Annotated in this window: 14 protein-coding genes and 1 pseudogene; 9 read left to right on the top strand and 6 right to left on the bottom strand. The window is 71.9% G+C overall.

The genetic code is table 11. The features are described 5' to 3' along the window. Window positions 1-34 precede the first annotated feature (34 nt). On the bottom strand, window positions 35-3259 hold the full coding sequence (locus ACFQO7_RS18415) for a penicillin acylase family protein (RefSeq protein WP_376807497.1): 3225 nt from the start codon (window positions 3257-3259) through the stop codon (window positions 35-37). A gap of 217 nt (window positions 3260-3476) precedes the next feature. Then, the gene (locus ACFQO7_RS18420) at window positions 3477-4730 is read right to left on the bottom strand and encodes a CDP-glycerol glycerophosphotransferase family protein (protein ID WP_376807577.1); all 1254 of its coding nucleotides are present in this window, start codon (window positions 4728-4730) and stop codon (window positions 3477-3479) included. Window positions 4731-5019: 289 nt separating this feature from the next. Between ACFQO7_RS18420 and ACFQO7_RS18425 the strand changes: the two genes are divergently transcribed. From ACFQO7_RS18425 to ACFQO7_RS18455, 7 genes and pseudogenes are all read left to right on the top strand, one after another. Beyond that, a complete protein-coding gene (locus tag ACFQO7_RS18425) occupies window positions 5020-6693 on the top strand; it encodes an acyl-CoA mutase large subunit family protein (RefSeq protein WP_376807498.1) in 1674 nt (557 codons plus the stop codon). 150 nt (window positions 6694-6843) lie between these two features. Continuing rightward, a complete protein-coding gene (locus ACFQO7_RS18430; RefSeq protein ID WP_376807499.1) occupies window positions 6844-7785 on the top strand; it encodes a tetratricopeptide repeat protein in 942 nt (313 codons plus the stop codon). A gap of 90 nt (window positions 7786-7875) precedes the next feature. After that, window positions 7876-8835 (top strand): annotated as a pseudogene (locus ACFQO7_RS18435) (arginase family protein); the annotation flags it as partial. Window positions 8836-9025: 190 nt separating this feature from the next. After that, the gene (locus ACFQO7_RS18440) at window positions 9026-9382 is read left to right on the top strand and encodes a hypothetical protein (protein WP_360520785.1); all 357 of its coding nucleotides are present in this window, start codon (window positions 9026-9028) and stop codon (window positions 9380-9382) included. Then, window positions 9375-9812 (top strand): hypothetical protein, encoded by a 438-nt coding sequence (locus ACFQO7_RS18445; protein WP_376807500.1) that lies wholly within the window; start codon window positions 9375-9377, stop codon window positions 9810-9812. The genes ACFQO7_RS18440 and ACFQO7_RS18445 overlap by 8 nt, the downstream gene beginning before the upstream one ends. Window positions 9813-9881: 69 nt before the next feature. Continuing rightward, entirely contained in the window at window positions 9882-10391 is a 510-nt protein-coding gene (locus ACFQO7_RS18450; RefSeq protein WP_376807501.1) for a SigE family RNA polymerase sigma factor, read from the top strand. A 3-nt stretch (window positions 10392-10394) separates the two neighbouring features. Continuing rightward, window positions 10395-11597, top strand: a complete 1203-nt coding sequence (locus ACFQO7_RS18455) for a hypothetical protein (RefSeq protein WP_376807502.1) — start codon at window positions 10395-10397, stop codon at window positions 11595-11597. 74 nt (window positions 11598-11671) lie between these two features. On the opposite strand, the gene ACFQO7_RS18460 is transcribed toward ACFQO7_RS18455, so the two are convergent. Both ACFQO7_RS18460 and ACFQO7_RS18465 read right to left on the bottom strand, forming a co-directional pair. Continuing rightward, window positions 11672-12652, bottom strand: coding sequence for a hypothetical protein (locus tag ACFQO7_RS18460; protein ID WP_376807503.1), 981 nt, complete (start codon window positions 12650-12652; stop codon window positions 11672-11674). Window positions 12653-12786: 134 nt separating this feature from the next. Further along, on the bottom strand, window positions 12787-14715 hold the full coding sequence (locus tag ACFQO7_RS18465) for a penicillin-binding transpeptidase domain-containing protein (RefSeq protein WP_376807504.1): 1929 nt from the start codon (window positions 14713-14715) through the stop codon (window positions 12787-12789). A 201-nt stretch (window positions 14716-14916) separates the two neighbouring features. Between ACFQO7_RS18465 and ACFQO7_RS18470 the strand changes: the two genes are divergently transcribed. Next, complete coding sequence (locus ACFQO7_RS18470) at window positions 14917-19938, top strand: NAD-glutamate dehydrogenase (protein ID WP_376807505.1); 5022 nt, start codon at window positions 14917-14919, stop codon at window positions 19936-19938. 195 nt (window positions 19939-20133) lie between these two features. Here ACFQO7_RS18470 and ACFQO7_RS18475 read toward each other — a convergent pair whose 3' ends face one another. Beyond that, window positions 20134-21582 (bottom strand): glycoside hydrolase family 3 protein, encoded by a 1449-nt coding sequence (locus tag ACFQO7_RS18475; RefSeq protein ID WP_376807506.1) that lies wholly within the window; start codon window positions 21580-21582, stop codon window positions 20134-20136. Window positions 21583-21784: 202 nt separating this feature from the next. On the opposite strand from ACFQO7_RS18475, the gene ACFQO7_RS18480 reads away from it, so the two are divergent. After that, window positions 21785-22975 carry an ROK family transcriptional regulator gene (locus ACFQO7_RS18480; RefSeq protein WP_376807507.1) on the top strand — a complete coding sequence of 397 codons (1191 nt, stop codon included), beginning with the start codon at window positions 21785-21787 and terminating at the stop codon, window positions 22973-22975. Here the strand turns inward: ACFQO7_RS18480 and ACFQO7_RS18485 are convergent, their stop codons facing one another. Then, entirely contained in the window at window positions 22976-23950 is a 975-nt protein-coding gene (locus tag ACFQO7_RS18485; protein ID WP_376807508.1) for an ABC transporter permease subunit, read from the bottom strand. Between the last annotated feature and the right edge of the window lie 58 nt (window positions 23951-24008).

A 24008-nucleotide genomic window follows, 5' to 3' on the forward strand; every position in this document is an offset into this window, starting at 1 on the left:
CAAGACTTTAAGAGTTGTCGCAGGTGGGGTGGGGTCAGCGGCTGTAGACCTCGAACTCCCAGAGGGAGTAGCCGTAGGTGGTGGCGCGTTGGATGCCCTGCATACGGACGTAGCGGGCGTTGACGGGGGTGAACGTGTTGTTGTCGACGGAGCCGTTGCCGGTGGTGGTGGACCAGGCGGTGGTCCAGGTGCTGCCGTCGGTGGAGACGTCGATGCGGTACGAGCGTCCGTACGCCGCCTCCCAGCGCAGGATCGTCCGGCCCACGCTGCGTACGCTGCCCAGGTCGACGGTGATCTGCCGGCTGTCGGCGTAGCTGCTGCTCCAGCGGGTGGTCGGGTTGCCGTCGACGGCGTTGCCGACCGGGTAGAACAGCTGGCTGCCGTTCGCCGAGACCGGGCGGCCCTGGGCCAGGTTGGTGATGTCCTGCCCGCGTCGAGCCGGGAACGACACCACCTGCTGGTACGTCGGCCGGTTCTGCCAGGCGGTCAGCGGCGCGGTGATGCCGCCCAGCGCCGACTGCAGGATCGCGTCCGCGCACCACTGGTCCCCGGCCGCGCAGTGCTCGTCACCGGGGTACACCGCGGTCGCGGCCTGCCCGTTCGCGGTGCCGAGCGTGGACAGCAGCACGGTGCGGCAGGCGCTGAGCACCCCGTTGCCGCAGTACGTGCGGCCGAGCCCGCCCGCGACCGGGTCGCCGAGCACGGTCCGCACGTCCTTCTCGACGTACCCCCACCAGCCGTGCTGGAAGGAGGAGCCCTTGTGGGCCTGGGCCGAGTTCAGCGAGCCGGGCAGGCTGGAGCCGGGGCCGTTCTGGCCGCCGGACGGCGACTCGTTGATCGACATGGCGTCGACCAGCGCCTGGTAGAGGCCGTTGCCGAGCGCGCCCTGGAACTGGCCGCTCACCAGCAGCGGCCACCAGGCGTCGAAGATGCGGATCGCGTCGGCGTGGGCGTACACCTTGGATCCGGGGGTGGTCTCCACCCGCCGGGCACCGGCCTGCTGCCAGGCCTTGAGCTTGGCGACGGCGGCGGCCAGCGTGGTATCGGTGACCGCCTGGCTCTCGACGACCCGGAGCAGGTCGTCGAGCACCTTCCAGCCGCGCAGGTCGGTGACCCCGGCGTTCTCGACGAGGCTGGTCAGCGAGGCGCGGGTGAACCTGTGCCCGCTCGCGATGGCGGCCTTGACCGGGGCGTCGAGCAGGTCGCCGCGGTGCACCGAGCCGAAGCTGAAGTCGCCGTCGGCCGCCCCGAAGTCCCTGGCCTGCCGGTTGTTCCAGCTGATGTAGTAGTCCTGGTTCACCGACTGCGGGTGGGTGGCGTTGGCCGCCCAGGTCGCGTTGTTGGTGTCGGGCTGGTAACCCTGCCATTCGTACGCCGCGTCGCCGCGTACTGGAAGGTTGGGGTTGTGCCCCGCGGCGCGCTGCGGGTTGCTGCCGGACATGAAGTAGGCGGTGTCGGTCGAGTTCACGTAGAACCAGTTGAACGAGTAGCCGACGTTGCCCGCGGCGGTCTTGAAGTCGGCGGGGGTGCCCATCGCGGCGGGGTCGTTGAACATCTGGAAGCCGATCGCGGAGTCGGCCTCGTGGCGGTAGGTGGAGCGCAGCCGGGTGAAGGCGTGCGGCACGCCGCCGACGGTGGCCCGCCAGGCCACCAGGCCGAGCTTGGTGCGGTACGTGACCAGCTTGTACGACCCGGCGGCGGTGCCGTCGGCGACGCTCGGCGTCCACGCGTTGGTGTGCGACAGCTCCTCCATCGCGGTGCAGACACCCCGGTAGAGGTACTTGTTGCTGCTCAGGGTCGGGGCGCTGCCGTCGGTGGTGCACAGCGGCAGCGAGTAGGTGTCGGTGATGTCGTGTGCCGCCGAGGTGGCGCTCCACGCGTAGTCCTGTCCGCGGCCGAGCAGCACGTACAGGTTGAGTCCGGCGAACGCCGCGCCGCGCGCGCTGATGCCGGGGCCCTGCAGCTCCTGCACCATGAGCAACTGCGGGGAGAAGTAGCCGGTCTGCGGGCCGAACACGGCGATCGGGTGGCCGGTCGCCGAGTGCGCGGCCGAGATCACGGCGGCGTTGGACATGCCCTTGCTCTTGTTGCCGATGCGCAGGCTGCCCAGGGCCGCGGCGATGTCGGACTGCGCGGTGACGGAGCTGGTCGCCGAGCCGGTGGGGTTGGTGACGACCGGTTCGGACACGGCCGAACCCGCATCCGGCAGCACGACTCCGGCGGCGTTGTCGTCGGCCGCGCCGTACGGGAAGCTCGTGCCGTCGTGCACGGTCAGCACGGCCTCGGGATCGGTGCGGCTGCGGAACGCGTTCCACACCGCGTCGCCCTCGACCGCGCCGTAGCGGGCCCGCGCGGCGACGCGGACCAGCGCGGACTCCATCTCGCCGCCGCCTCCGCCGCCGAACAGGCCACCGACCACGCCCGCGATGGCGATCAGGTCGGTCATCGTGAACTGCACCGGGCCGCCCGCGTTGGTGATCGCGTCGAGGTGGCCGGTGAGCACGTACTCGCCGGGGCAGTTGCGGTCCGCCATGCACTTGGCGATGTACGCGTTGACGCCCGCGATGTAGTTCTGCACGTCGGTGTAGAGCTGCGCGCCCCGGGTGCCGAGGTTCTGCAGGGCGTTGACCTGTGCCTGGAGATCGGCTTCGGTGTACGGCGCGTTGCGCCACACGCTCTGCTCCAGCGAGCGGTTGCCCGCCGCGCCGCCGGCGAACGGGGTGAGCGTGCCGCGGCCGACGTGGCGCAGCAGGTCCATGGTGAACAGCCGGTCCTCGGCTCCGGCGTAGCCGGCCCCGAACATGGTCCCGGCGCGGGTGGTGCCGGTGACGTGCGGCGTGCCGGTGGCCTTGTCGCGCACCACGGTCACGTCGGAGCGGGGGGAGTAGCTGCGTTCGACCTGCCCGGCGGGCACACCGAAGGAGGCGTCGTTGAAGTACGACGGGATCTGCTCGTCGGTGAGCCCGGCGTAGTTGTAGACGAGGTTGGCGTACCGGTCGAGCTGGTCGGCCGAGTGCGCGGGCCGGGTGCCGAACGCCTGGTGGCCGAGGATGTCGACGAGGGTGGCGTTGCCGTTCTGGCCGGGCGGCAGGATGTCGGAGCACTCGGCCAGGCAGTAGTCGTTCGGGGCGAGCACGGCCGCGGCGGCGGGCGCCGCGGCGGGCCCGAACGTCGCGAACGCACCGGCCGTGACCAGTGCGAACGTGGCGGCTAGGGGGCGTTTGACCCGGGCATGGGGGCGGGTGGCGCGTCGGGACATGGGGTGGATCCCTTCGGCAGGACGGGGACGGGGCCGCTGATCCGCATCGGACAGCAGGCCCACGCGCAGCCTGACGCGACAGGGCCGCCGCCGACGCACTTACGTGAAGCAATTTCGTGTACCGGATGGTAACGAAGTATTCACCGCTGTGAAAGAGTTGCGCACGATCGAGCGACCGCCCGGCAGACAGCGGGGCGGCGGGCCGGGCGGGATGGGGTCAGGAGAGGGCGGGCTGGTCGGCCGGGGTGGCCTGGCGGGGCACGCGCGGTGCGGCCGCGGGGCGGTGGTCGACCTGCTCGCCGAGCAGCACCCGGCGCACCACGCGCTCGGCGGCCCGGCCGTCCTCCAGGGCGCAGAAGCGCTCCCGGAACGCCGCGCGCCGCAGCCGCGCGTCCTCGCCGTCGACCGCGCCGGAGGCGAACAGCTCGAACAGCTGCTCCTGGGTCGTGGCGAACACGCCGGGGTGCTCCTCGGCGATGTCGAAGTACGCCCCGCGCGTGCGCTTGTAGTACGACCAGTCCGACGCGTAGACGGCGATCGGCCGGTCCAGCACCGCGAAGTCGAACATGGTCGACGAGTAGTCCGTGATCAGCACGTCGGCGGCCAGGTACAGGTCCTCGACCCGGGGGTGGCTGGTCACGTCCACGACCCGGGCCGCGCCGGCCGCGGCCGAGGGCCGGTCCTCGTAGAAGTAGTGCGAGCGGGTCAGCACCACGGCGTCCGGGCCCAGCGCCTCGGCCAGCGCGGCAACGTCGAGGTAGACCGAGGTCTTGGCGGAGTTGCCGCCCCGGTGCGTCGGCGCGTACAGCACCACCCGCCGGCCGGGGGCGATGCCCAGCTCGGCCCGCACCCGGTCGCGGTGCTCCGGCTTCGCGTTCACCAGGATGTCGTTACGCGGGTAGCCGTACTCCAGCGACTCGTAGCGTCCCGGGAAGGCGGTGTTCCAGGCCTGGGTGGAGAACGGGTTGGCGGCGATGCTGTAGTCCCACTTGGCCACGACCTTGCGCAGCTCGGCGCTGCCCGTGCCGTCGCGCCCGGCGAAGGTGAGCCCGTCCATGCCCATGAGCTTGAGCGGGGTGCCGTGGTGGGTCAGCACGACCACCGAGCCGGGCCGCTTGACGACGTACTCGGGGAAGTTGGCGTTGCTGATGAAGTACTTGGCTCGGGCCATGGCCCGGAAGTACGCCGGGGACTCCTCGACGACGTAGTCCACGCCCGGCGGGATGTAACGCACGCGATCGGCCTTGACCACCCATACGCCGCGGATGTGCGGGGCCAGCTCGCGGGCTTTCTCGTAGATCGCGGCCGGGTTGCAGCTGTAGGCCGCGTTCCAGTACGCGGAGTACACGGCGAGCTGCTCGTCCAGCGGCAGGCGCAGCTGTGCGCGGTAGAGCGCGTACTTGAGGGCGCGGCTCGGCTGGCGGGTCACGCGGCGGGCCTTGGCGCTGACCGACCGCATCCGGCGCAGCATCTGCACAGGCTCCCCCTCGCGTGCGTTCACCTGGGGCGATGGGCCTTTTCGCCGCCCGCTCCGGGACGCGCGGGCCAGAGGCGGCCCGCGGCCATAGTGGGCCAGAAGATAACAGGCAGGGCCGGTCCGAGTAAACAGTCCCTGAACGGGCCGTGACCTGTTCACACGCGGCCCGGGCGGCCGGGGTGATGTGACCGGCGGGTAGCGACTGGCTGAGCGATCGTTCAGGCAATCGGGCTACGCTGTGCTCGAAATCCTGTGATCCAGGTATCAGACCCCGGGAGGAAACGTGGACGCGAACGAGATCGCCGCCGGTCGCGAGCGCTGGCAGCAGCGGTACGACAAGGCGCACAAGCGCCACGCGGACTTCACCACGCTCAGCGGGGTCGAGGTCGAGCCGCTGTACGGTCCCGCCGAGGGCGTCGAGTACCCGGGCTTCGAGCGCATCGGCTGGCCCGGCGAGTTCCCGTTCACCCGCGGCCTGTACCCGACCGGCTACCGGGGCCGCACCTGGACCATCCGCCAGTTCGCCGGCTTCGGCAACGCGGTGCAGACCAACGAGCGCTACAAGCTGATCCTCGGCGCCGGCGGCGGCGGCCTGTCGGTCGCCTTCGACATGCCCACCCTGATGGGCCGCGACTCCGACGACGGCCGCTCGCTGGGCGAGGTCGGCCACTGCGGCGTGGCGATCGACTCGGCCGCCGACATGGACGTGCTGTTCGGCGGGATCGACCTGCAGAAGGTCACCACCTCGATGACCATCTCCGGCCCCGCGGTGCCGGTGTTCTGCATGTACCTGGTCGCCGCCGAGCGCCAGGGCGCCGAACTGAGCAAGCTCGACGGCACCCTGCAGACCGACATCTTCAAGGAGTACATCGCGCAGAAGGAGTGGCTGTTCGACCCCGAGCCGCACCTGCGCCTCATCGGCGACCTGATGGAGTACTGCGCCCACGAGATCCCGAAGTACAAGCCGCTGTCGGTGTCGGGCTACCACATCCGCGAGGCGGGCGCGACGGCCGCGCAGGAGCTGGCGTACACCCTGGCCGACGGCTTCGGCTACGTCGAGCTGGGCCTGTCCCGCGGCCTGGACGTCAACGTCTTCGCCCCCGGCCTGAGCTTCTTCTTCGACGCGCACATCGACTTCTTCGAGGAGATCGCGAAGTTCCGCGCCGCCCGCCGCATCTGGGCCCGCTGGATGCGCGACGTGTACGGCGCGACCAGCGAGAAGGCGCAGTGGCTGCGCTTCCACACGCAGACCGCCGGCGTCTCGCTGACCGCCCAGCAGCCCGTCAACAACGTGGTCCGCACCGCCGTCGAAGCCCTGTCGGCCGTGCTCGGCGGCACCAACTCCCTGCACACCAACGCTCTGGACGAGACCCTCGCCCTGCCCACCGACGAATCCGCCGAGATCGCCCTGCGGACCCAGCAGGTCCTCATGGAGGAGACCGGCATCGTCAACGTGGCCGACCCGCTGGGCGGCTCCTGGTACGTCGAGGCCCTCACCGACAAGATCGAGGCCGAGGCCGAGGCCATCTTCCAGCGCATCAAGGACCGCGGCACCGACGGCACCATCACCAGCGGCATCCTGCGGGGCATCGAGGACGGCTGGTTCACCTCCGAGATCGCCGACTCCGCCTACATCTACCAGCGCGCCCTCGAAGAGGGCCACAAGCGCATCGTCGGCGTCAACTGCCACACCGGCACCATCGCCAAGGACCTCGAGATCATGCGCGTCTCCCACGAGGTAGAGCGCGAGCAGGTCAAACTCCTCCAGGCCCGCCGCACCGACCGCGACCAGGCCGCCGTGGACGCCGCCCTCCAGAAGATGATCGACGTCTCCCGCACGGACGCCAACATGGTCCCCGCCATGCTCGACGCCTGCCGCGCCGAAGCCACCCTCGGCGAAATCTGCGACGCCCTCCGCGCCGAATGGGGCGTCTACCGCGAACCCGCCCGCTTCTGACCTCAAGATCGCGACGATCTTGCGTGGATTGTGGGTACGACACGCTCGTACCCGGCAAAACGGCAACAGTTCACGCAAGATCGTCGCGATCTATGGGTGGGGTGGGACCTTTGCGGGGGGATTGTTACCGGCGTGGGAGACTGGGTAACCATGAGCGATCTCCGACCCGGACAGTCGATCTTCACGCGTGGCGCGGTGGATCTCGGCGCGCTGGCCGCGCGCAGTCAGCAGGCGGCGGCGACCCCGGCGGCTGGCGCGGCGGGCCCGGCCGGCAACGGTGGTAACGGCGGCAACGGCGGCTTCCCCGGGGCGCCCGCGGGGGGCGGTCACGTGGTCGACGTGACCGAGGCCAACGTGCAGGACGAGGTCCTGCAGAAGTCGATGAGCCAGCCCGTCGTGGTGGCGTTCCTCGCACCGGGCTATCCCGAGGTGGACCAGCTCGCCGATGAGCTGGCGCAGTTCAACGCGGCTGACGGCGGCAGCTGGGTGCTGGCGCGCGTGAACGCGCAGGCCGACCCGCGGCTGGCGGCCATGTTCCGGGTGCAGAGCGTGCCGACGGTGTACGCCGTCGTGGGCGGGCAGCCGATCGACGCGTTCGCCGGTCCGGTGCCGCCCGCGCAGCTGCGCCAGTGGCTGGACGCTGTGCTGCGGGCGGGCGGGGTCGAGGTCGCCGTGCCCGATGACCCGCGCCTGGAAGCGGCGGACGACGCCCTGATGATGGGTGACCTCGACGAGGCCGAGAAGGCGTACCGCAAGATCCTGTCGGATTCGCCGAAGGACGCCGCCGCCGAGGCCGGCCTGGCCCAGGTCGTGCTGGCCAAGCGGGTGGCGGGACTTGACCCGCAGGCGGCCGTGGCCGCCGCCGACGCCGCGCCCGACGACCTGGCCGCGCAGCTGAAAGCGGCCGATGTCGAGGTGCTGGGCGGTCAGGCAGAGCAGGCGTATCAGCGGCTGGTCAATCTGGTGCGCCGCGTCTACGGTGACGATCGGGAGACGGTGCGCCAGCACCTCGTGTCGCTGTTCGCCGTCGCCGGCCCGGACGACCCCGCGGTGGCGGCCGCGCGGCGTGCCCTGGCCAGCGCTTTGTTCTAGAACCGCTAGTGGCCCGTCCCGGACGGCCCGCCCGCACGGCGGGCCGCCGGGAACTCCCCACCAGCGTGCATGAGGCCAGGGGGGAGAGGTATGCGCCGCATCGCGGTTCTCGACGCGCCGTCGAACCTGGGCCTGCGCCCGCCGACCGAGACCTCCGTGCCCGGCTGCGCCAAGGCGCCGGGCGCGCTGCGCGACAAGAAGCTGCTGACCCGGCTCGACGCGCGCGACGCCGGCTGCCTCACCCCGCCCCGCTACGACCCTGGTGACTGGCGTCCCGGCGACGGGGTGGCCCACGCGCTGCAGATCCACTCGTACAGCGTGCGGCTGGCGGAGCGGATCGGCGCGATCGTCGACGGCGGGGAGTTCCCGCTGGTGCTGGGTGGGGACTGCTCGATCCTGCTCGGCTCGGCGCTGGCCATGCGGCGGCTCGGCGAGGAGGTCGGCGGCCGGATCGGGCTGGTCTTCGTGGACGGGCACTCCGACTTCCGGCACCCGGGCAACGCGCCGTACGTCGGCGCGGCCGCGGGCGAGGACCTGGCGCTGGTCACCGGCCGGGGCCAGACCGAGCTGGCCGGGATCGAGGGCCGGCGCCCGTACTTCCGCGACACCGACGTCGTCGTGCTCGGCATCCGCGAACACGACGAGTACCGCCTCGACCTGCAGGCGGCCGGGTTCGCCACCCGCCCGGCGACCGCCCTGCGCGCCGAGGGCGCCCGCCGCACCGCGCAGTGGGCCCGCGAGCGCCTGGCCGACTGCGCCGGCTACTGGGTGCACATCGACGTGGACGTGCTCGACCCCGCGGTCATGCCCGCCGTCGACGCCCCCGAGCCCGGCGGCATCGCGCTCACCGAGCTGGAACTCCTGCTCACCGGCCTGGTCAATACCCCCGACTGCCTCGGCATGGAGCTGACCGTCTTCGACCCCGACCACGACCCCGACGGCCGCCACGCCGCCGAACTCGTCTCCACCCTGGTAACCGGCCTGGCCCCCTTACTCCCCCCCAAACGCCCCACCCGCGCCCGCGTCCCCACCCCCCGCACCCCCACCCCCACCTCCCACAAACGCACCGCCGCCTGACCCTCCCGCGTTGATCATGAACTTATGGCACGGCTCGACGGTGTGTCGCTGCCACAACTTCATGATCAACATTAGGGGCGGAGGGTGTGCCCGGCGGTGGTGTGGGCTACCCGGGGTGGAGGTGCGCGCGGCCGGGGCGGCCTCGGCGGATACTGTGGCGCGCATGCCCGCTGTGCTCTCGACCGCGACGACCGTCGTCGCCCTGCTGCTGGCCGCTGTCGCGCTGCTGGCGGCCGCGCTCAACCGCGCCCCGGACCGCGTGCAGCTGATCGGCACCGTCGTGGTCAGCATCGCCGCGGTGCTGCTGGTCGGTGCGGCCGTGGCGAGCTGGATCGGTGGTCACTCGCCGCGGGAGACCACGACCTTCCTGGGGTACGCCCTGACGATGCTGCTCCTGCCCGCGGGCGCCTGGATCGTCGGCAAGATGGAGCCCACCCGCTTCGGCAGCGTGATCATCGGCGTGGCCGCGCTCATCGTGCCCGTCCTCGTGCTGCGCATCGGTCAGGTGTTCGGTGCCTAAACCCGTCAACACCGGCTTGGGTCGCGTCCTCGTCTTCGTGTACGGCCTGTTCGCCGTCGCCGCGACCTGCCGCGCCGGCGTGCAGATCATCATGAAGTTCAGCGAAGCCCCGGTCTCCTACCTGCTCAGCGCCCTGGCCGCGGTGCTCTACATCGTCGCGACGGTCGGCCTGGTGCGCGGCGACGCCGGCGGCCGCCGCCTGGCGTTGACCTGCTTCACCGTCGAGCTGGTCGGCGTGCTCGCCGTCGGCACGCTCAGCGTGCTCCAGCCGCAGGACTTCCCCGACGCCACCGTGTGGTCCGGCTTCGGCGAGGGCTACGGCTACCTGCCGCTCGCGCTCCCGGTGCTCGGCCTGATCTGGCTGCGCCGGCCGACGCCCGCCGCCATCCCCGAGCAGCCCGCCTCCCCGGAGCAGCCCGCCGCCCGCTGAACCGGCCCCGCCGTCCGGGCAACCCGGCACCGCCCGCCCCGTGTTCAAGGGGCGGAGCGAGGGGGCGGGATGGCGAAGGACGTCGAAGGGTTCCGGGAGTACACGGCGGGCCGCCTGGAGCAGTGGCGGCGCACCGCGTACCTGCTGAGCGGTGACTGGTTTCTCGCGGACGACATGGTGTCCTCCGCGCTGACCGGGCTCTACCGCCACTGGGACCGGGTGTCGCGGATGGAGAATCCGGACGCCTACGTGCGCACCTCGATGCTGCGGGCGATGCTCAACGAGCGCCGCCGCCCGTGGCGGCGGGAACGCGCCCTCGACGTGCTGCCCGAGCAGTCCTCGACCGAGACCGGCGCGGACGGCGTGGCCGACCGGCTGGCCGTCGTCGCCCTGCTCGCCGAACTGCCGGCCCGCCGCCGGGCCGTGCTCGTGCTGCGGTACTTCTGCGACCTGTCGGTCGAGCAGACCGCGGCCGAGCTCGGCTGCTCCACCGGCACCGTGAAGAGCCAGACGTCCCGGGCCCTGGAGGCGCTGCGCGCGCGCCTGCAGGGTGCCGGGCTGGTCGCCGAGGAGGCCTGACCCATGAACGACCTGCCCGAACAGATGCGCGCCGCGACCGACGGCGCGCCACCCAGCCGTATCGATCTCGACTCCTTCATCGCCCGAGAGCAGCGACGATCACGGCTGCTGCGCTGGGGCGGCGCGAGCACCGCGGCCACCGTGCTGGTCGCCGCGCTCCTGCTGGCGCCCGCGCTGTACGCCGGTGGCGGCAGCCTCACCTCGGGCCTGCGCGAAGCCGTGTGCCCGACGCCCGGCCCGAACCCGACCAGGGCGGCCTCCGACTCCGCGTCCCTTCCGGCCGCGCCCTCCGCCCAGGAGTGCGCCGACACCGTGGCCCGGCTCTCGGCGGCGCTGCGCGACGTGCTCGCCGCGACCGCGCCCGGCCGCGCCGCGACCCCCCTCACCGAGACCGTCTTCGTGTACCGGCCGGAATACGCGCAGTACGACGCGCGGGTGAGCCTGTCCGGCCCCGGCGGCACGGCGGTGCTGCACGTGGAGGTCTCGGAGCTGACGGAGGATCCGCCGAGCCGAGTCCGGGTGTGCCCGACGACGGCCGACGGCGACCACGGCTGCTCGTACGAGGTCACCACGACCGGAGCCGTAGTCTTCGCGACCGACTTCGCCGACACCGCGCAGGTGCACGCGTACCGGGAGGACGGGACCGGGGTCATGGTCTCGGTGAACGTGCCCGGGGTGACCGGGGAGACCCGGCCCGCGGGCGTGGTCGCGCCGCTGACCCCCAAACAGCTCACCGACATCGCGCAGGATCCCGGGCTGTCGCTGTTCCCGGGGCGCTCGCCGAGCCCGCGCCCGACCCGCGACGCCGCGATCGAGGACACGGGCTCCCTGCTCACGCTGCTGCTGCGCGAGCGGCTGCCCGATGGGCGGATCGCGCTGCCTACGACCGAGGGCACCTCGAAGACCGGCTACCGGACGGAGGTGACGGTCGACGGGCAGGGCTCGGTGTCAGCCGAGATGACCCCGCCGTGCTCCGGCGGTGGCTGCCCGCCGCCGCCGGCCTGTCCCGAGGCCGGAGCCACGGACTGCACGCTGCGGGCCGACCACAGCGTGGTCACGGTCTGGGACACCGCCGGCGGGGCGGTCCGCACGGTGCGGGTGTACGAGACCGACGGACGTTCGGTGACCCTGCGCGTGGAGGGTCCACTGGTGTCCCGGCTCACCGCGGAGCGGCTGAGCGTCATCGCCGACGAACTGCTCGCCTGACGGCCGCCCGTGCCGGTGCCCTCGCCGGATCGTGGGAAGCGATCCGGCGAGGGCGGCGCGCCGGGCCGTCCGGATCAGGCCCCTTCGGCCAGCTTGTCGCGGGTCCGGTCGCGGAACTTGAGGAAGGCCCTGCCGGGCTTGCCCCAGTACGACCATGGGGACCGGGTGGCCAGGTTGTCGCCGATGTGCGCGAAGCAGCGCTCGGCCTCGGGATAGTGGTCGCCCATCGCGAACGCCATCGCGAACGTGTTCCAGATGACCGCCGTCCGCGGACCTTCGGGGAAGCCTGGGTGCCAGATCGACTGCTCGGCGGCGGCCCTCAGCTCGGCACCGACCTCGGGCTGTTCCAGATACTCGTAGTCGCGCTTGCGGGAAAGCCATTCCTCCAGGTGCGCTTCGGCGATCAGGACGGGCAGGCCGGTGCCGGGGTAGGCTGCGGCCCGCTCGCGCGCGAACTCGAACATCAGCTCCGAGCTGCCGTGCCACTTGCGGCACAGCGCCTGCAGCATCGACCAGTGGGCGTTCTGGTGGGTGGGGGCGACCGCGATCACCGCTGCGAAACGCGACCGGATCTCCTCCAGGCCCTTGGACCGGGCGCTGGCGAGCGTGACCTTCGCGGCCAGCGCCTCGACGTTCGTCGGGTCTCGGTCCAGGACGTCGTCCAGGCAGTTCTCGGCGAGCAGCAGTCGTTGCCGGACCACCTTCCAGGCGTCCTCGGCGACGGAGTCCGCGTAGCCGCTGCCGCGGGCCTCCCACGCCCAGTCGATCGCCGCTTTCCCCTTCACGAGCAGCGGGAGGGTCGGCTCGGGATCGCTGCGAACCGCGTCGTCGATCCACTCCATCAGCCCGGACTTGGTCGAGGCGATGCTGACGTAGAACGCGTGTCGCCGCGGGTCCGGATCGTCGATGATGGTCCGCGCGGCAGCCCAGTCGCGATCGCCGAGCAGCCGGCTCAACCGGCGGGCGTCGGCGTCCCCGAGGAACGGGTCGAACGTCATCTCAGGCTTGGGCGCAGCCGGCGCCACCACAGCCTTCTTCTTCCGAAACGGCCACATGCCCCGCGACCCTAACCGTCACCCCGGGACCGCGCTGCCCCCGAAGATCCCGACGATCTTGCACGAACGGTTGGTGTCTCGTCCGGTACGAGTGTGTCGTACCCGCCGTTCGCGCAAGATCGTCGGGGTCGTGGTCAGCGGAGGTTGCGGAGGAAGGACTCGGTGACGGGGACGGCGGTTTCGCTGGGTTTGATGCCGTTCTCGACGAAGACGGCGAAGGCGATGTCGCCCTGCCAGCCGATGAACCAGGCGTGGGTGTGCGCGGGGTTGTTGTCGTACTCGGCGGTGCCGGTCTTGCCGTAGACGGCGCCGCCGGGGGTGTCCTTGAGGGCGGTGGCGGTGCCTGCCGTGACCACCTCGCGCATCATGGCGCGCAGGGGGTCGAGGGTGGTCGGCTTGAGGGCGGGGCCGTCGGCGGCGGGCTTGGCGGCGGCCGGGTCGAGCAGGAGGACCGGCTGCTTCCACTGGCCGCGGGCGATCGCGGCGGCGGCGCCGGCCATGGCGACCGGGCTGACGATGGTCTGGCCCTGCCCGAACGTGGCCGCGGCCAGTTCGGTGGCGCTGCCGCCGGCGGAGACGCGGCCGGTGAAGGCAGGAACGCCCAGGTCCCAGGTCTGGCCGAGGCCGAGCGCCATGCCGGCGTTGACCAGGCCGTCCGGCCCCAGTTGCGGGGCCAGCGAGGCGAACGCGGTGTTGCAGGACTTGGCGAAGTCCGTGTGGAACGCGACGTTGCCCAGCTCCAGGAAGTTCGAGTTCTTGAACTGGCGGCCCTCGACGGTGAAGAACTTCGGGCACGGCACGATCTGGTTGGCCGTCACCTTGCCCGCGTCGAGCAGCCCGTACGCCGAAACGGCCTTGAAGGTCGAGCCCGGCGGCACCTGCGCGGTGAAGGCGAGGTTGTCCGGGCCGCTGTTGGCCACCGCGACGAGCTGCCCGTCGCTGATCCGGATCGCCACCATGGCGCTGCGCTGCTTGACCGTGGCGAGTGCCTTCTCCGCCGCGATCTGGGTCTTCGTGTCGATCGCGAGTTGGAGCTTCTGCCCGTCCTTGTCCTCGACCTGGTAGAGGACGGTGTCCTGGACGGTGCCGTCGGAGGCCTTGCGGCTGGAGACCACGCTCTGGCCCGCGACGCCGCGCAGCCGGTCGTCGTAGGTGCGCTGGATGCCGCCGAGGCCCGCCTGGTCGCCCACCTGGTAGGCGCCGGGCTTGCTGTCCATGATCTCCTTGGTGACGGGCCCGACCGTGCCGAGCAGCGCCCGCGCGAAGGTGCGGGTCGGCGAGAGCAGCCGGTCCTCCTCGCGGAACGCGACCCCCTTGTCCATGAGGGCGCGCAGGCGGTCGCGGATCGGCTCGTAGACCTCACGGCGCAGCGTCACGATCTCGACCAGGGCGTCCGGCTTGGCGTCCTTCACCCGGGCGGGCAGTTTGGCCAGGTCGTCCGCGCTGACGTCGTACGCCCCGGACGCGAAGATCGGGGTCAGGTCCTTGACCAGCGCGTCGATGTCGGTGACCTTCCGCGGCTCGACGCCGATGACGACGACCGGCCGCGGCTTGACGATCTCCTCGCCCTTGCCGTCGAAGACGCCGGCCCGGGTCGGGGCGAGGCGGCGCACCGCCAGCTCGTCGCCCTTGGTCAGCTTCTCGTGCACGATCGACGGCTCCCAGACGACCTGCCAGGTGTCCTTGGCCTTGGTCATCCGCACCGTGGTGGTGTACTCCCAGGTGGTCTTGTCCGGCAGCGGCTGGGCGACCTTGATCTGGGTGGTCGCCAGGCCCTCGCTCACCGCGGGGGTCTGCTTGGTCAGCGTCGGGGGAGTGTCGCGGAAGACGCCCTCCAGGGCCCGCAACTCGGTCTTGACCGTGTCGGCGGCGACGCCCTGACCGGTCGGGCTGACGAAGGTGACCTTGTCGAAGGTCCCCGAGCGCCAGCCGGCCAGGAACGCGTCGAGCATGGGCTCGGGGCCGTCGTCCTTCGAGCAGGCGGCAAGTGCGGGGAACAGCAGCGACATCGCCACCAGGGAGAGGACAATCTTGGGACGGCGTACCTTCGAGCGCAGGGCCATGCGGGCATTCTGCCGTAAGGACCTGGGTCGTGTGGCACCACCGCTGTCCGGCACCGGACTTGTGGACGCGAATGTCGGCGGCCCCCGAACGCGGGCCTGGCCGGGGGTGCTGGCTAGGCTGGGGTTGACGACGGGACGGCCCCTGCAACGGCCCGTCCCACCAACGACCCACAGCGTGGTGGGCGAAGGGGAGTGCTTTTCATGGAGTCTGGCGGCCGAATCGGCGGCGGCAGCGCTTCTGCCGAGGTCGAAGCCGGTGCGAGCGGTGACACCATCCGGAACGAGGGCATGCCGCAGGCGCATCCGGACGACCTGGATGACGGCGATCTCGACGAGCCCCTGCCCAACGGCGAGCGCCTGATCGCGGCCGCGGTCGCGCTGGCCGCCGGGGGCAACCCGGACACCCCGAGCCTGGCCGACGACCGGCTGGCCGAGGCCCAGCTGGTCCAGCGGTACTGGCGCTTCGCCCCCGACGAGGAACTCGTCGACCTGACTCCCGCCCGCCTGCTGGAGGCCGCCCGGGCCCACCGCGAGCTGGCGGCGTCACGGATGCCGGGCGAGCTGAAGCTGCGCCTGTCCCTGTCGGCCGAACCGCGCCACACCGTCGTGGAGATCGTCACCGACGACATGCCGTTCCTGGTCGACTCGGTCACCGCGGCGCTGTCCGCGCGCAAGGACGTGCAACTGCTGGTGCACCCGGTGATGGTGGTGCGCCGTGACGAGCAGGGCCGGCTGACCGAGGTCTGCGCCGAGGTCGAGCCGGACGACGCCATCGCCGGCGACCTGGTCGAGAGCTGGATGCGGATCGAGGTCGGCGCCATCCGCGACGAGGCGGAGCTGGAGCACCTGCAGGCCGACCTGGAGCGGGTGCTGGGGGACGTGCGCCGGGCGGTCGAGGACTGGCCGCGGATGCGGGCCCAGGCGCTGGCGCTGGCCGACGAGATCTCCGGCGCCGAGCTGCCGGTCCCGGACCGCGACATCACCGACTCGGTGGAGCTGCTGCGCTGGCTGGCCGACCACCACTTCACCTTCCTCGGCTACCGCGAGTACGAGCTGGTCCACGTGCCCGGCGCGCCCGGCAGCGAGACCGACCTGATGCGCGCCGTGCCCGGCAGCGGGCTGGGCATCCTGCGGGACGAGTCGTCCTCCACGACCCGCACGCTGGAGTCGATGACGCCGGAGGCGCAGCACAAGGCGCTGGAGAAGCGCCTGCTGGTGATCACCAAGGCGAACTCGCGGTCCACCGTGCACCGCTCGGCCTACCTGGACTACATCGGCTTCAAGATGTTCGACGCCGACGGCAACGTCTGCGGCGAGCGGCGCTTCCTGGGCCTGTTCTCGTCGGCGGCGTACCGCACCAGCGTGCGGGACCTGCCGGTGATCCGCCGCAAGGTGGACAACGTGCTGGACCGCTCCGGCCTGTCCGCCCGCAGCCACTCCGGCAAGGACCTGCTGGAGATCCTGGAGACCTACCCGCGCGACGAGCTGTTCCAGATCAGCACCGACGACCTGTACCAGGCCGTGACCGGGGTGCTGCGCATGGCCGGACGCCGCCAGTTGCGGCTGTTCCTGCGCCGCGACGGCTACGGCCGGTTCATCTCGGCCCTGGTCTACCTGCCGCGCGACCGGTTCACCACCGCGCACCGGCTGGCCATGCAGGACATCCTGCTGCGCGAGCTGAACGGCGTCGGCGTCGACTACACGACCCGGGTCAGCGAGTCGAACCTGGCCCGCATCCACTTCATCGTGCGCACCGACCCGAACGACCCGCCCGGCGACGTCGACGTCGACGCGCTGGCCGAGATGCTCGGCGACGCCACCCGCAACTGGGACGACGACTTCCGGCTGGTGCTGGAGCGCAAGGTCGGCGACGAGCAGGCCAAACTGCTGGCCACCCGGTACGTCGACGCGCTGCCGGAGACCTACAAGGACGGGCACCTGCCCCACGAGGGCGCGCAGGACCTGGCCAAGCTGGAGCTGCTGGACGAGCCCGGCCAGCTGGAGATGCACCTGTTCCGGCGGCGTTACACGGCCGGCTCGGGCAGCATGGTCGAGGCCACCTCCCCCGGCAACGACGTGCGGTTCAAGGTGTACCGGCACGGCGAGCCGATGCTGCTCTCGGCGGTGCTGCCGGTGCTGCACTCGCTGGGTGTGCGGGTCACCGACGAGCGGCCGTACGAGGTGCGCCGCGACGACGCGACCGTGTTCGTGTACGACTTCGGCCTGCAGCTGCCCTCCGGGGCGCGCGACCTGGCCGAGGTGCGCGCGCACGTGGAGAACGCCTTCGCCGCCGCGTGGCGGGGTGAGGCCGAGGTCGACGGCTTCAACGAGCTGGTGCTGCGCGCGGGTCTGACCTGGCGGCAGGCCGTGGTGCTGCGGGCGTACGCCAAGTACCTGCGCCAGGCCGGCACGGTGTTCGCGCAGGAGTCGATGGAGGCGACCTTCACGGCGTACCCGCAGATCGCGGCGATGCTGGTGGCCCTGTTCGAGACCCGGTTCAACCCGAACCTGCAGCTGAGCGACACCGAGCGCGGCAGCCAGGCCAAGGAGCTGATCTCGGCGATCGGCCGCCAGCTGGAGACGGTGGCGAGCCTGGACCAGGACCGCATCCTGCGCAACTTCCTGACGCTGATGCAGGCCACGCTGCGCACCTCCTTCTTCCAGAAGGCGGCCGACGGGCGGCCCAAGTCGTACATCGCGTTCAAGCTGGACCCGCAGGCGATCCCGGACCTGCCCGCGCCGCGGCCCAAGTTCGAGATCTTCGTGTACTCGCCCCGCTTCGAGGGCGTGCACCTGCGCTTCGGCGCGGTGGCCCGAGGCGGCCTGCGCTGGTCGGACCGCCGCGACGACTTCCGCACCGAGGTGCTGGGCCTGGTCAAGGCGCAGATGGTCAAGAACGCGGTGATCGTGCCGGTCGGGGCCAAGGGCGGCTTCGTGCTCAAGCAGGCCCCCGTCGGCGGTGACCGCGACGCCCTGCAGGCCGAGGGCGTGGCCTGCTACAAGCGCTTCATCTCGGCGCTGCTCGACATCACCGACAACCTCGACGCCGGCAAGATCGTGCCGCCGGCCGACGTGGTCCGCCACGACGGCGACGACCCCTACCTGGTCGTGGCCGCGGACAAGGGCACGGCGACGTTCTCCGACATCGCCAACGAGATCTCCGCCTCGTACGGGTTCTGGCTCGGCGACGCGTTCGCCTCGGGCGGCTCGGCCGGCTACGACCACAAGGGCATGGGCATCACCGCCCGGGGCGCGTGGGAGTCGGTCAAGCGGCACTTCCGTGACCTGGGCCAGGACACCCAGACCGAGGACTTCACCGTGGTCGGCGTGGGTGACATGTCCGGCGACGTGTTCGGCAACGGCATGCTGCTGTCCGAGCACATCCGCCTGGTCGCCGCGTTCGACCACCGGCACATCTTCCTCGACCCGAACCCGGACGCGGCCGCGTCGTTCGCCGAGCGGGCCCGTATGTTCGCGCTGCCGCGCAGCTCGTGGGCCGACTACGATCCGGCGCTGATCTCCGAGGGCGGCGGTGTGCACCCCCGCACGGCGAAGTCCATCCCGATCACGCCGCAGGTGCGGGCCGCGCTCGGGCTGGCCGACACGGTCACCGCGATGAGCCCGGCCGAGCTGATGAAGGCGATCCTGCTGGCCCCGGTGGACCTGCTCTGGAACGGCGGCATCGGCACCTACGTCAAGGCGACGACCGAGTCGCACGCCGAGGTGGGCGACAAGGCCAACGACGCGATCCGGGTCAACGGCGGCCACCTGCGCTGCCGGGTCGTCGGCGAGGGCGGCAACCTGGGCCTGACCCAGGCCGGGCGCATCGAGTACGCCCGCAGGGGCGCGCAGGGCGCGGGCGGCCGGATCTTCACCGACTTCATCGACAACACCGCCGGGGTGGACTGCTCCGACCACGAGGTCAACATCAAGATCCTGCTGGGCGCGGACACCGAACTGAGCCGCGACGCCCGCAACGAGCTGCTGGCCTCGATGACCGACGAGGTCGCCGCGCTGGTGCTGAAGGACAACTACGGCCAGGCCACGGCGCTGGGCAACGCCCGCGCGCAGACCCTGTCGCTGCTGCCTGTGCACCGCCGCCTGCTCACCGAGCTGGAGCGCTCCGGTCGGCTGGACCGGGCCCTGGAAGGCCTGCCCACCGATGAGGAGCTGGTGGCCCGCTCGGAGAACGGCGAGGGCCTGTCCACGCCCGAGTTCGCCGTGCTCATGGCGTACGTGAAGATCGCGCTGGAGGAGGAGATCGTGCACTCCGATCTCCCCGACGACGCGTGGACCGCGCAGACCATGGCCGACTACTTCCCGACGCCGCTGCACGGCATGACCCAGCAGATGGCCGAGCACCGGCTGCGCCGCGAGATCGTCACCACGGTGCTGGTCAACGAGACCGTCAACCGGGGCGGCATCACGTTCGTGCACCGTACGGTCGAGGAGACCGGCGCGTCCGCCGCGGACGTGCTCCGGGCCTTCGAGATCGTCTGGGAGGTCTTCGAACTGCCCGCGCTGTGGGCGGCCGTCGAGGCCACCGACAACCGGGTGCCGACCGCCGCGCAGACCGCGGTCTACCTCAAGGCCCGCCGCCTCATGGACCGCGCGGTCCGCTGGCTCATCCAGAACCGCCGCTCACCCCTGGACGTGCCCGGCGAGATCGCCAAGCTCAAGCCCGGCGTGTCCGCGCTGGCCCCGCGCATGAAGGAGATGTTCCTGGGCGCGGAGCGCGAGGGCATCGCCGAACACGAGGCCGAGCTGGTCGCCCTGGGCGCCCCGCAGGACCTGGCCGAATGGGGTGCCCGCACCCTGTACAGCTTCGCCCTGCTCGACGTCGTCGAGGTCGCCTCCGCGACCGGCCGCGACCTCGACGAGGTGGCCGGCGTCTACTTCGTCCTGTCCGAGCGCTTCCGCGTCGACGACCTCCTCACCAAGATCTCCCAGCTCCCCCGCGACGACCGCTGGCAGACCCTGGCCCGCATGGCCCTGCGCTACGACCTCTACGCCGCCCTGGCCGCCCTCACCGGCGAGGTCCTGGCCGCCTCCCCGACCGGCGCCCCCCAGGACCGCGTCACCCAGTGGGAACAGCGCAACGCCACCACCATCGCCCAAGCCCGCAAATCCATCGGCGAACTGGAAGGCATCAAGGCCGACCTGGCCCCCCTGTCGGTCCTGCTCCGCCAAATCCGCACCCTGGTCCGCACCGCCGCCGCCTGACCCACCCGCCCTCCACCCAAGATCGCGACGATCTTGCTTGGACTGTGGGGATGACACGCTCCATTCGGGCGTATCCCCAGCAGTTCGCGCAAGATCGTCGCGATCTTTGCTTGTGGCGGGACGGGGCAGGTGAGGAATTTTTTGGCGCGGGTCAGGGCTTCGGGGCCGGTCCAGTCCGGGTCGGAGTGACGACGGTTACGAGGCGAGGCCCAGGATCTCGGCGGCCGCGCGGCCGTTGGCGTGGCTCGCGCCGTACGTGGTGACGAAGGCCTTCACGCCGCTGGGCCGCCAGCCGGCGGGCCAGCCCATCTCCACCACGGCGAGCGGGTGCACCGCCGCGAGCTGCTCGGCCAGGGACCGGGCGGCGGGGTTGCGGTGGGTGTGCCGGCCGACGAGCACGATGGGCCGTCCCGCGGCGGCGTCGATGAGCGCGCCGGCGCTGGTCTCGTCGGCGGCCACGGCCAGCTGCGGGGTGCCGTCGAGGTGCGGCGACAGGCCCCACGGCACGGCGCCCTCGGCGATGGTGTGCCCGGCCCGCAGCTGTACGACGAACGGCTGCTCGAACCCGGTCAGGCTGCCCTCGACACTCACCGCACGCCGCGCGGCGTCGTAGCCCAGCCGCGGGCTGAGCTCGATCTCCTCGATCCCGTGCGTCCATGCGGCCAGCGCCTGGTTGCGCGCGACGGCCTGCTCGACCCGCGCGACGGGCAGCGTGCCGTCGGCGATCGCACCGGCGATGGCCGAGGCGACGTGCTCGGTGATCTCCAGGTCGATGTCCGCGCCGAGGCACAGCAGGTCGGCCCCGGCCGCCAGCGCCCGGACCGCTGCCGGGCCGATGCCGCCCGCGGCACGGGCCGCGCCCTGCATCTCCAGGGCGTCGGTGACCACGGTGCCGGTGAAGCCGTACTCCCGGCGCAGCACGTCGACCAGCAGCTTCTCGCTGAACGTGGCCGGTTCGTCGCCGGTGATCGCGGGCACCCGGATGTGCGCCGTCATGATCGCCTTGGTGCCCGCCGCGATGACGGCGGCGAACGGGGGCAGCTCGCGGTCGCGCAGCAGTTGCGGGGTCACGTCGACGGTCGGCAGTTCCAGGTGCGAGTCGGCGATGGTCGCGCCGTGCCCGGGGAAGTGCTTGGCGCAGGCGGCCACGCCGGCCTGCTGGAGACCGACCACGGCCGCGGCGGCGTGCGCGGCGACCCGGACCGGGTCCGCGCCGAACGACCGGGTGCCGATGACCGGGTTGTCGGTGGCGGTGTTGACGTCGACGGTCGGGGCGAGGTTCAGGTTGATGCCGACGTCGGCCAGCTCCCGCCCGATGGAGTGGTACACGCGGCGGGTGAGGTCGAGGTCGCCGATCGCGCCCAGCGCCGCGTTGCCCGGGTACGGGCTGCCGGTGCGGTGGGCCAGCCGGGTGACGTCGCCGCCCTCCTCGTCGATGGCGATGAGGGTGTCGCGGCGCGCGGCCCGCAGCTGTGCGGTCAGCCGGGCGAGCTGCACCGGCTCGGCCACGTTGAACCCGAACAGCGTGTAGCCGGCCAGGCCCTCGCCGAGCAGGCCGGTGGCCCACTCGGGGGCGGTGTGGCCCTGGAACGCGGCCAGCATGGTGCGCAGTGCCAGCCGGCGCAGACCTGGATCAGTGGTCACGGTGTCCTCCGCTTCGACCCGACGTGGTGGTGGGCCCTTCGGCCAGAGTGTCGGGTCTTGCCATCCATAGTGGTTTTGTGCTCGTAGGCCGTAGGCTACGGCCGTACCGGTTAAGGTAACCCAATCTAATAAGAAACTTTACTAAAAGCCAGCGCGCGCCGACATCCGGTGCTGCCGCATGTCGACTCTAGGATGACGCACCATGGCCGCAGTTTCCCAGCCCGGCACCCCCCGGCTGCTCCGCGCGCTCAACGACCGGGCCGCCCTCGAGCTGCTGCTGGCCCGGGGCCCGCTGACCCGATCCCAGCTCGGCGAGCTGACCGGCCTGTCCAAGGTCACCGCCTCGCAGCTGGTCGAGCGGCTGGAGGAGCGCGGCCTGGTGCGCCGGGTCGGCGAGCAGGCGGGCGGCCGCGGCCCCAACGCGCAGCTCTACAACGTCGCGCCGAACAGCGCGTACGTGGTGGGCGTCGAGGTGGGCGACGAGCACGTGGTGGCCGCCTGTGCCGACATCACCGGCGCTGTGGTGGGCCGGGTCGAGGTCTCCACCAAGCCCGACGCCAACGGTGGCGGCGAGGACCCGGTCCGGCTGGTGCACAACGCCGTCGTGCAGGCGGCAGAGCAGGCCGGCGCCTCGCTCGGCGACGTACGCCGCATCGTGCTGGGCACCCCGGGCCTGGTCGACCCGAACACCGGCGACATCGTCTTCGCCTTCAACCTGCCCCGCTGGCAGCGCGGCCTCGCCGCGGCCCTGCGCGACGACCTGCACACCACCATCGTGTTCGAGAACGACGTGAACCTCGCCGCCGTCGCCGAGGCCCACACCGGCGCGGCCCGCGAGGTGGGCGACTTCCTGCTGGTCTGGATCGGCCAGGGCGTCGGCCTGGCCGTCATGCTCGGCGGCCGGCTGCACCGCGGCACCGCCGGGGCGGCCGGTGAGATCGGCTACCTGCCGGTGCCCGGCGCGGACATCCCGCGCGAGGTCAGCCGGCGCGGCAAGGGCGCGTTCCAGCAGGTCGCCGGGGCGGACGCGGTCCGTCAGGTGGCCCGCGAGCACGGCTTCCGGACCGGCACCGCGGCCGAGGCGGTCAAGGCCGCGATCGCGGCGGGCACCAAGGGCGGCCCCGTGCTCGACGAGGTCGCCCGGCGGCTCGCGCTGGGTGTGGCGGCCTCCTGCATCGTGCTCGACCCGCCGCTGGTGGTGCTGGCCGGCGAGGTCGGCGCGGCCGGCGGCACCCCGCTGGCCGAGCGCGTGCAGCACGAGGTCGCCGCGATCAGCCCGGTGGCCCCGCGGGTCGTGGTGACCGGGGTCGCCGACGAGCCCGTGCTGCAGGGCGCGCTGCTCACCGCCCTCGACGCGGTCCGCGACGAGGTCTTCGGCTCCACCGTCGACTGATCAGGTCAGGTCCCGGCGGCGGAAGTTGGCGAACGCGGCGGCGATCAGGACGGCGGTGAGGCCCGCCACCACCATGCCGCCGCTCAGCCGGGTGATCACCAGGTCGCCCGTGCCGTCGAGGCCGTGCCAGTAGGTCAGGTCGCCGGCGACGAACGCGGACAGATAGCTGGACAGGAAGTACGGGTCGTACGGCAGCATGCCGCCGATCTCGAAGACGATGCGCGCGCCCGCCTCCCAGATCAGGAAGTAGCCGACCGCGATGCCCAGCGCCGCCGCCGTGTGGCGGGCCAGCGTGGCCAGCGCGAACGCGCTGGCGGCGGCGGCGGTCGACAGCGCGATGGCACGCCCGCCCAGCCCGGCGAGGTCGGTCCAGAAAGCCACGCCGGGTTGGCCGGTCCAGCCCGAGGTGTAGGCGATCAGGTAGAACGTGCCGACGTAGAGCACGGTGAACAGGGCGGAGAACAACGCGACACAACCGGTCAGCGCGGTGAGCTTGGCCCCGAGGATCGCGGAGCGCTGCGGCCGCCACAGCAGCAGGTTGGTGATCCCGCCGCTGCTCATCTCGGCCCCGATGAACGACGCGGCGATCACGAAGGCGAAGAAGCTGAGATACACCGCCAGGAAGACGGTCAGACCCCTGATCTCCTGCTCGAACACGAACGCGTCCTCGAGGTAGCGCGCGGCCTGGATCTCGGCGGAGTCACCCACGGCGCCGCAGCCGCCGGGGAAGGCCGCCTCCGCCGCCTCCTTGTCGACGAGGAACTTCTCCTCGCAGTTCGCCTTGAACCGGGCGAGGCTCTCACGCTGCTCCGAGGCGGTCCGCTGGGCGTCGGCCCAGACGCCGGCGTCGGGCCGGGTGGAGTTGGCCAGCGTGGTCGCCGCGGTGACCCCGAAGACGGCGAGCAGGCCGAGCACCATGATGTGGGTGAACCGCCGCGACAGCAGCCGGCTGATCTCGGCACGTACCAGATTCATGCCTTCTCCTCGCTGCGCTCGTCGGCGGCATGTCGCCCGAGCCTGCTGATTCGCTCGC

The organism is Catellatospora aurea, from assembly GCF_042663325.1.
GTDB lineage: Bacteria > Actinomycetota > Actinomycetes > Mycobacteriales > Micromonosporaceae > Catellatospora > Catellatospora aurea.

Bases quoted from the DNA above. Each gene is read 5' to 3' on its own strand.
- ACFQO7_RS18415 (WP_376807497.1), bottom strand. From the start codon at position 3,259: ATGTCCCGACGCGCCACCCGCCCCCATGCCCGGGTCAAACGCCCCCTA.
- ACFQO7_RS18420 (WP_376807577.1), bottom strand. From the start codon at position 4,730: ATGCTGCGCCGGATGCGGTCGGTCAGCGCCAAGGCCCGCCGCGTGACC.
- ACFQO7_RS18430 (WP_376807499.1), top strand. From the start codon at position 6,844: ATGAGCGATCTCCGACCCGGACAGTCGATCTTCACGCGTGGCGCGGTG.
- ACFQO7_RS18440 (WP_360520785.1), top strand. From the start codon at position 9,026: ATGCCCGCTGTGCTCTCGACCGCGACGACCGTCGTCGCCCTGCTGCTG.
- ACFQO7_RS18450 (WP_376807501.1), top strand. From the start codon at position 9,882: ATGGCGAAGGACGTCGAAGGGTTCCGGGAGTACACGGCGGGCCGCCTG.
- ACFQO7_RS18455 (WP_376807502.1), top strand. From the start codon at position 10,395: ATGAACGACCTGCCCGAACAGATGCGCGCCGCGACCGACGGCGCGCCA.
- ACFQO7_RS18460 (WP_376807503.1), bottom strand. From the start codon at position 12,652: ATGTGGCCGTTTCGGAAGAAGAAGGCTGTGGTGGCGCCGGCTGCGCCC.
- ACFQO7_RS18465 (WP_376807504.1), bottom strand. From the start codon at position 14,715: ATGGCCCTGCGCTCGAAGGTACGCCGTCCCAAGATTGTCCTCTCCCTG.
- ACFQO7_RS18470 (WP_376807505.1), top strand. From the start codon at position 14,917: ATGGAGTCTGGCGGCCGAATCGGCGGCGGCAGCGCTTCTGCCGAGGTC.
- ACFQO7_RS18480 (WP_376807507.1), top strand. From the start codon at position 21,785: ATGGCCGCAGTTTCCCAGCCCGGCACCCCCCGGCTGCTCCGCGCGCTC.
- ACFQO7_RS18485 (WP_376807508.1), bottom strand. From the start codon at position 23,950: ATGAATCTGGTACGTGCCGAGATCAGCCGGCTGCTGTCGCGGCGGTTC.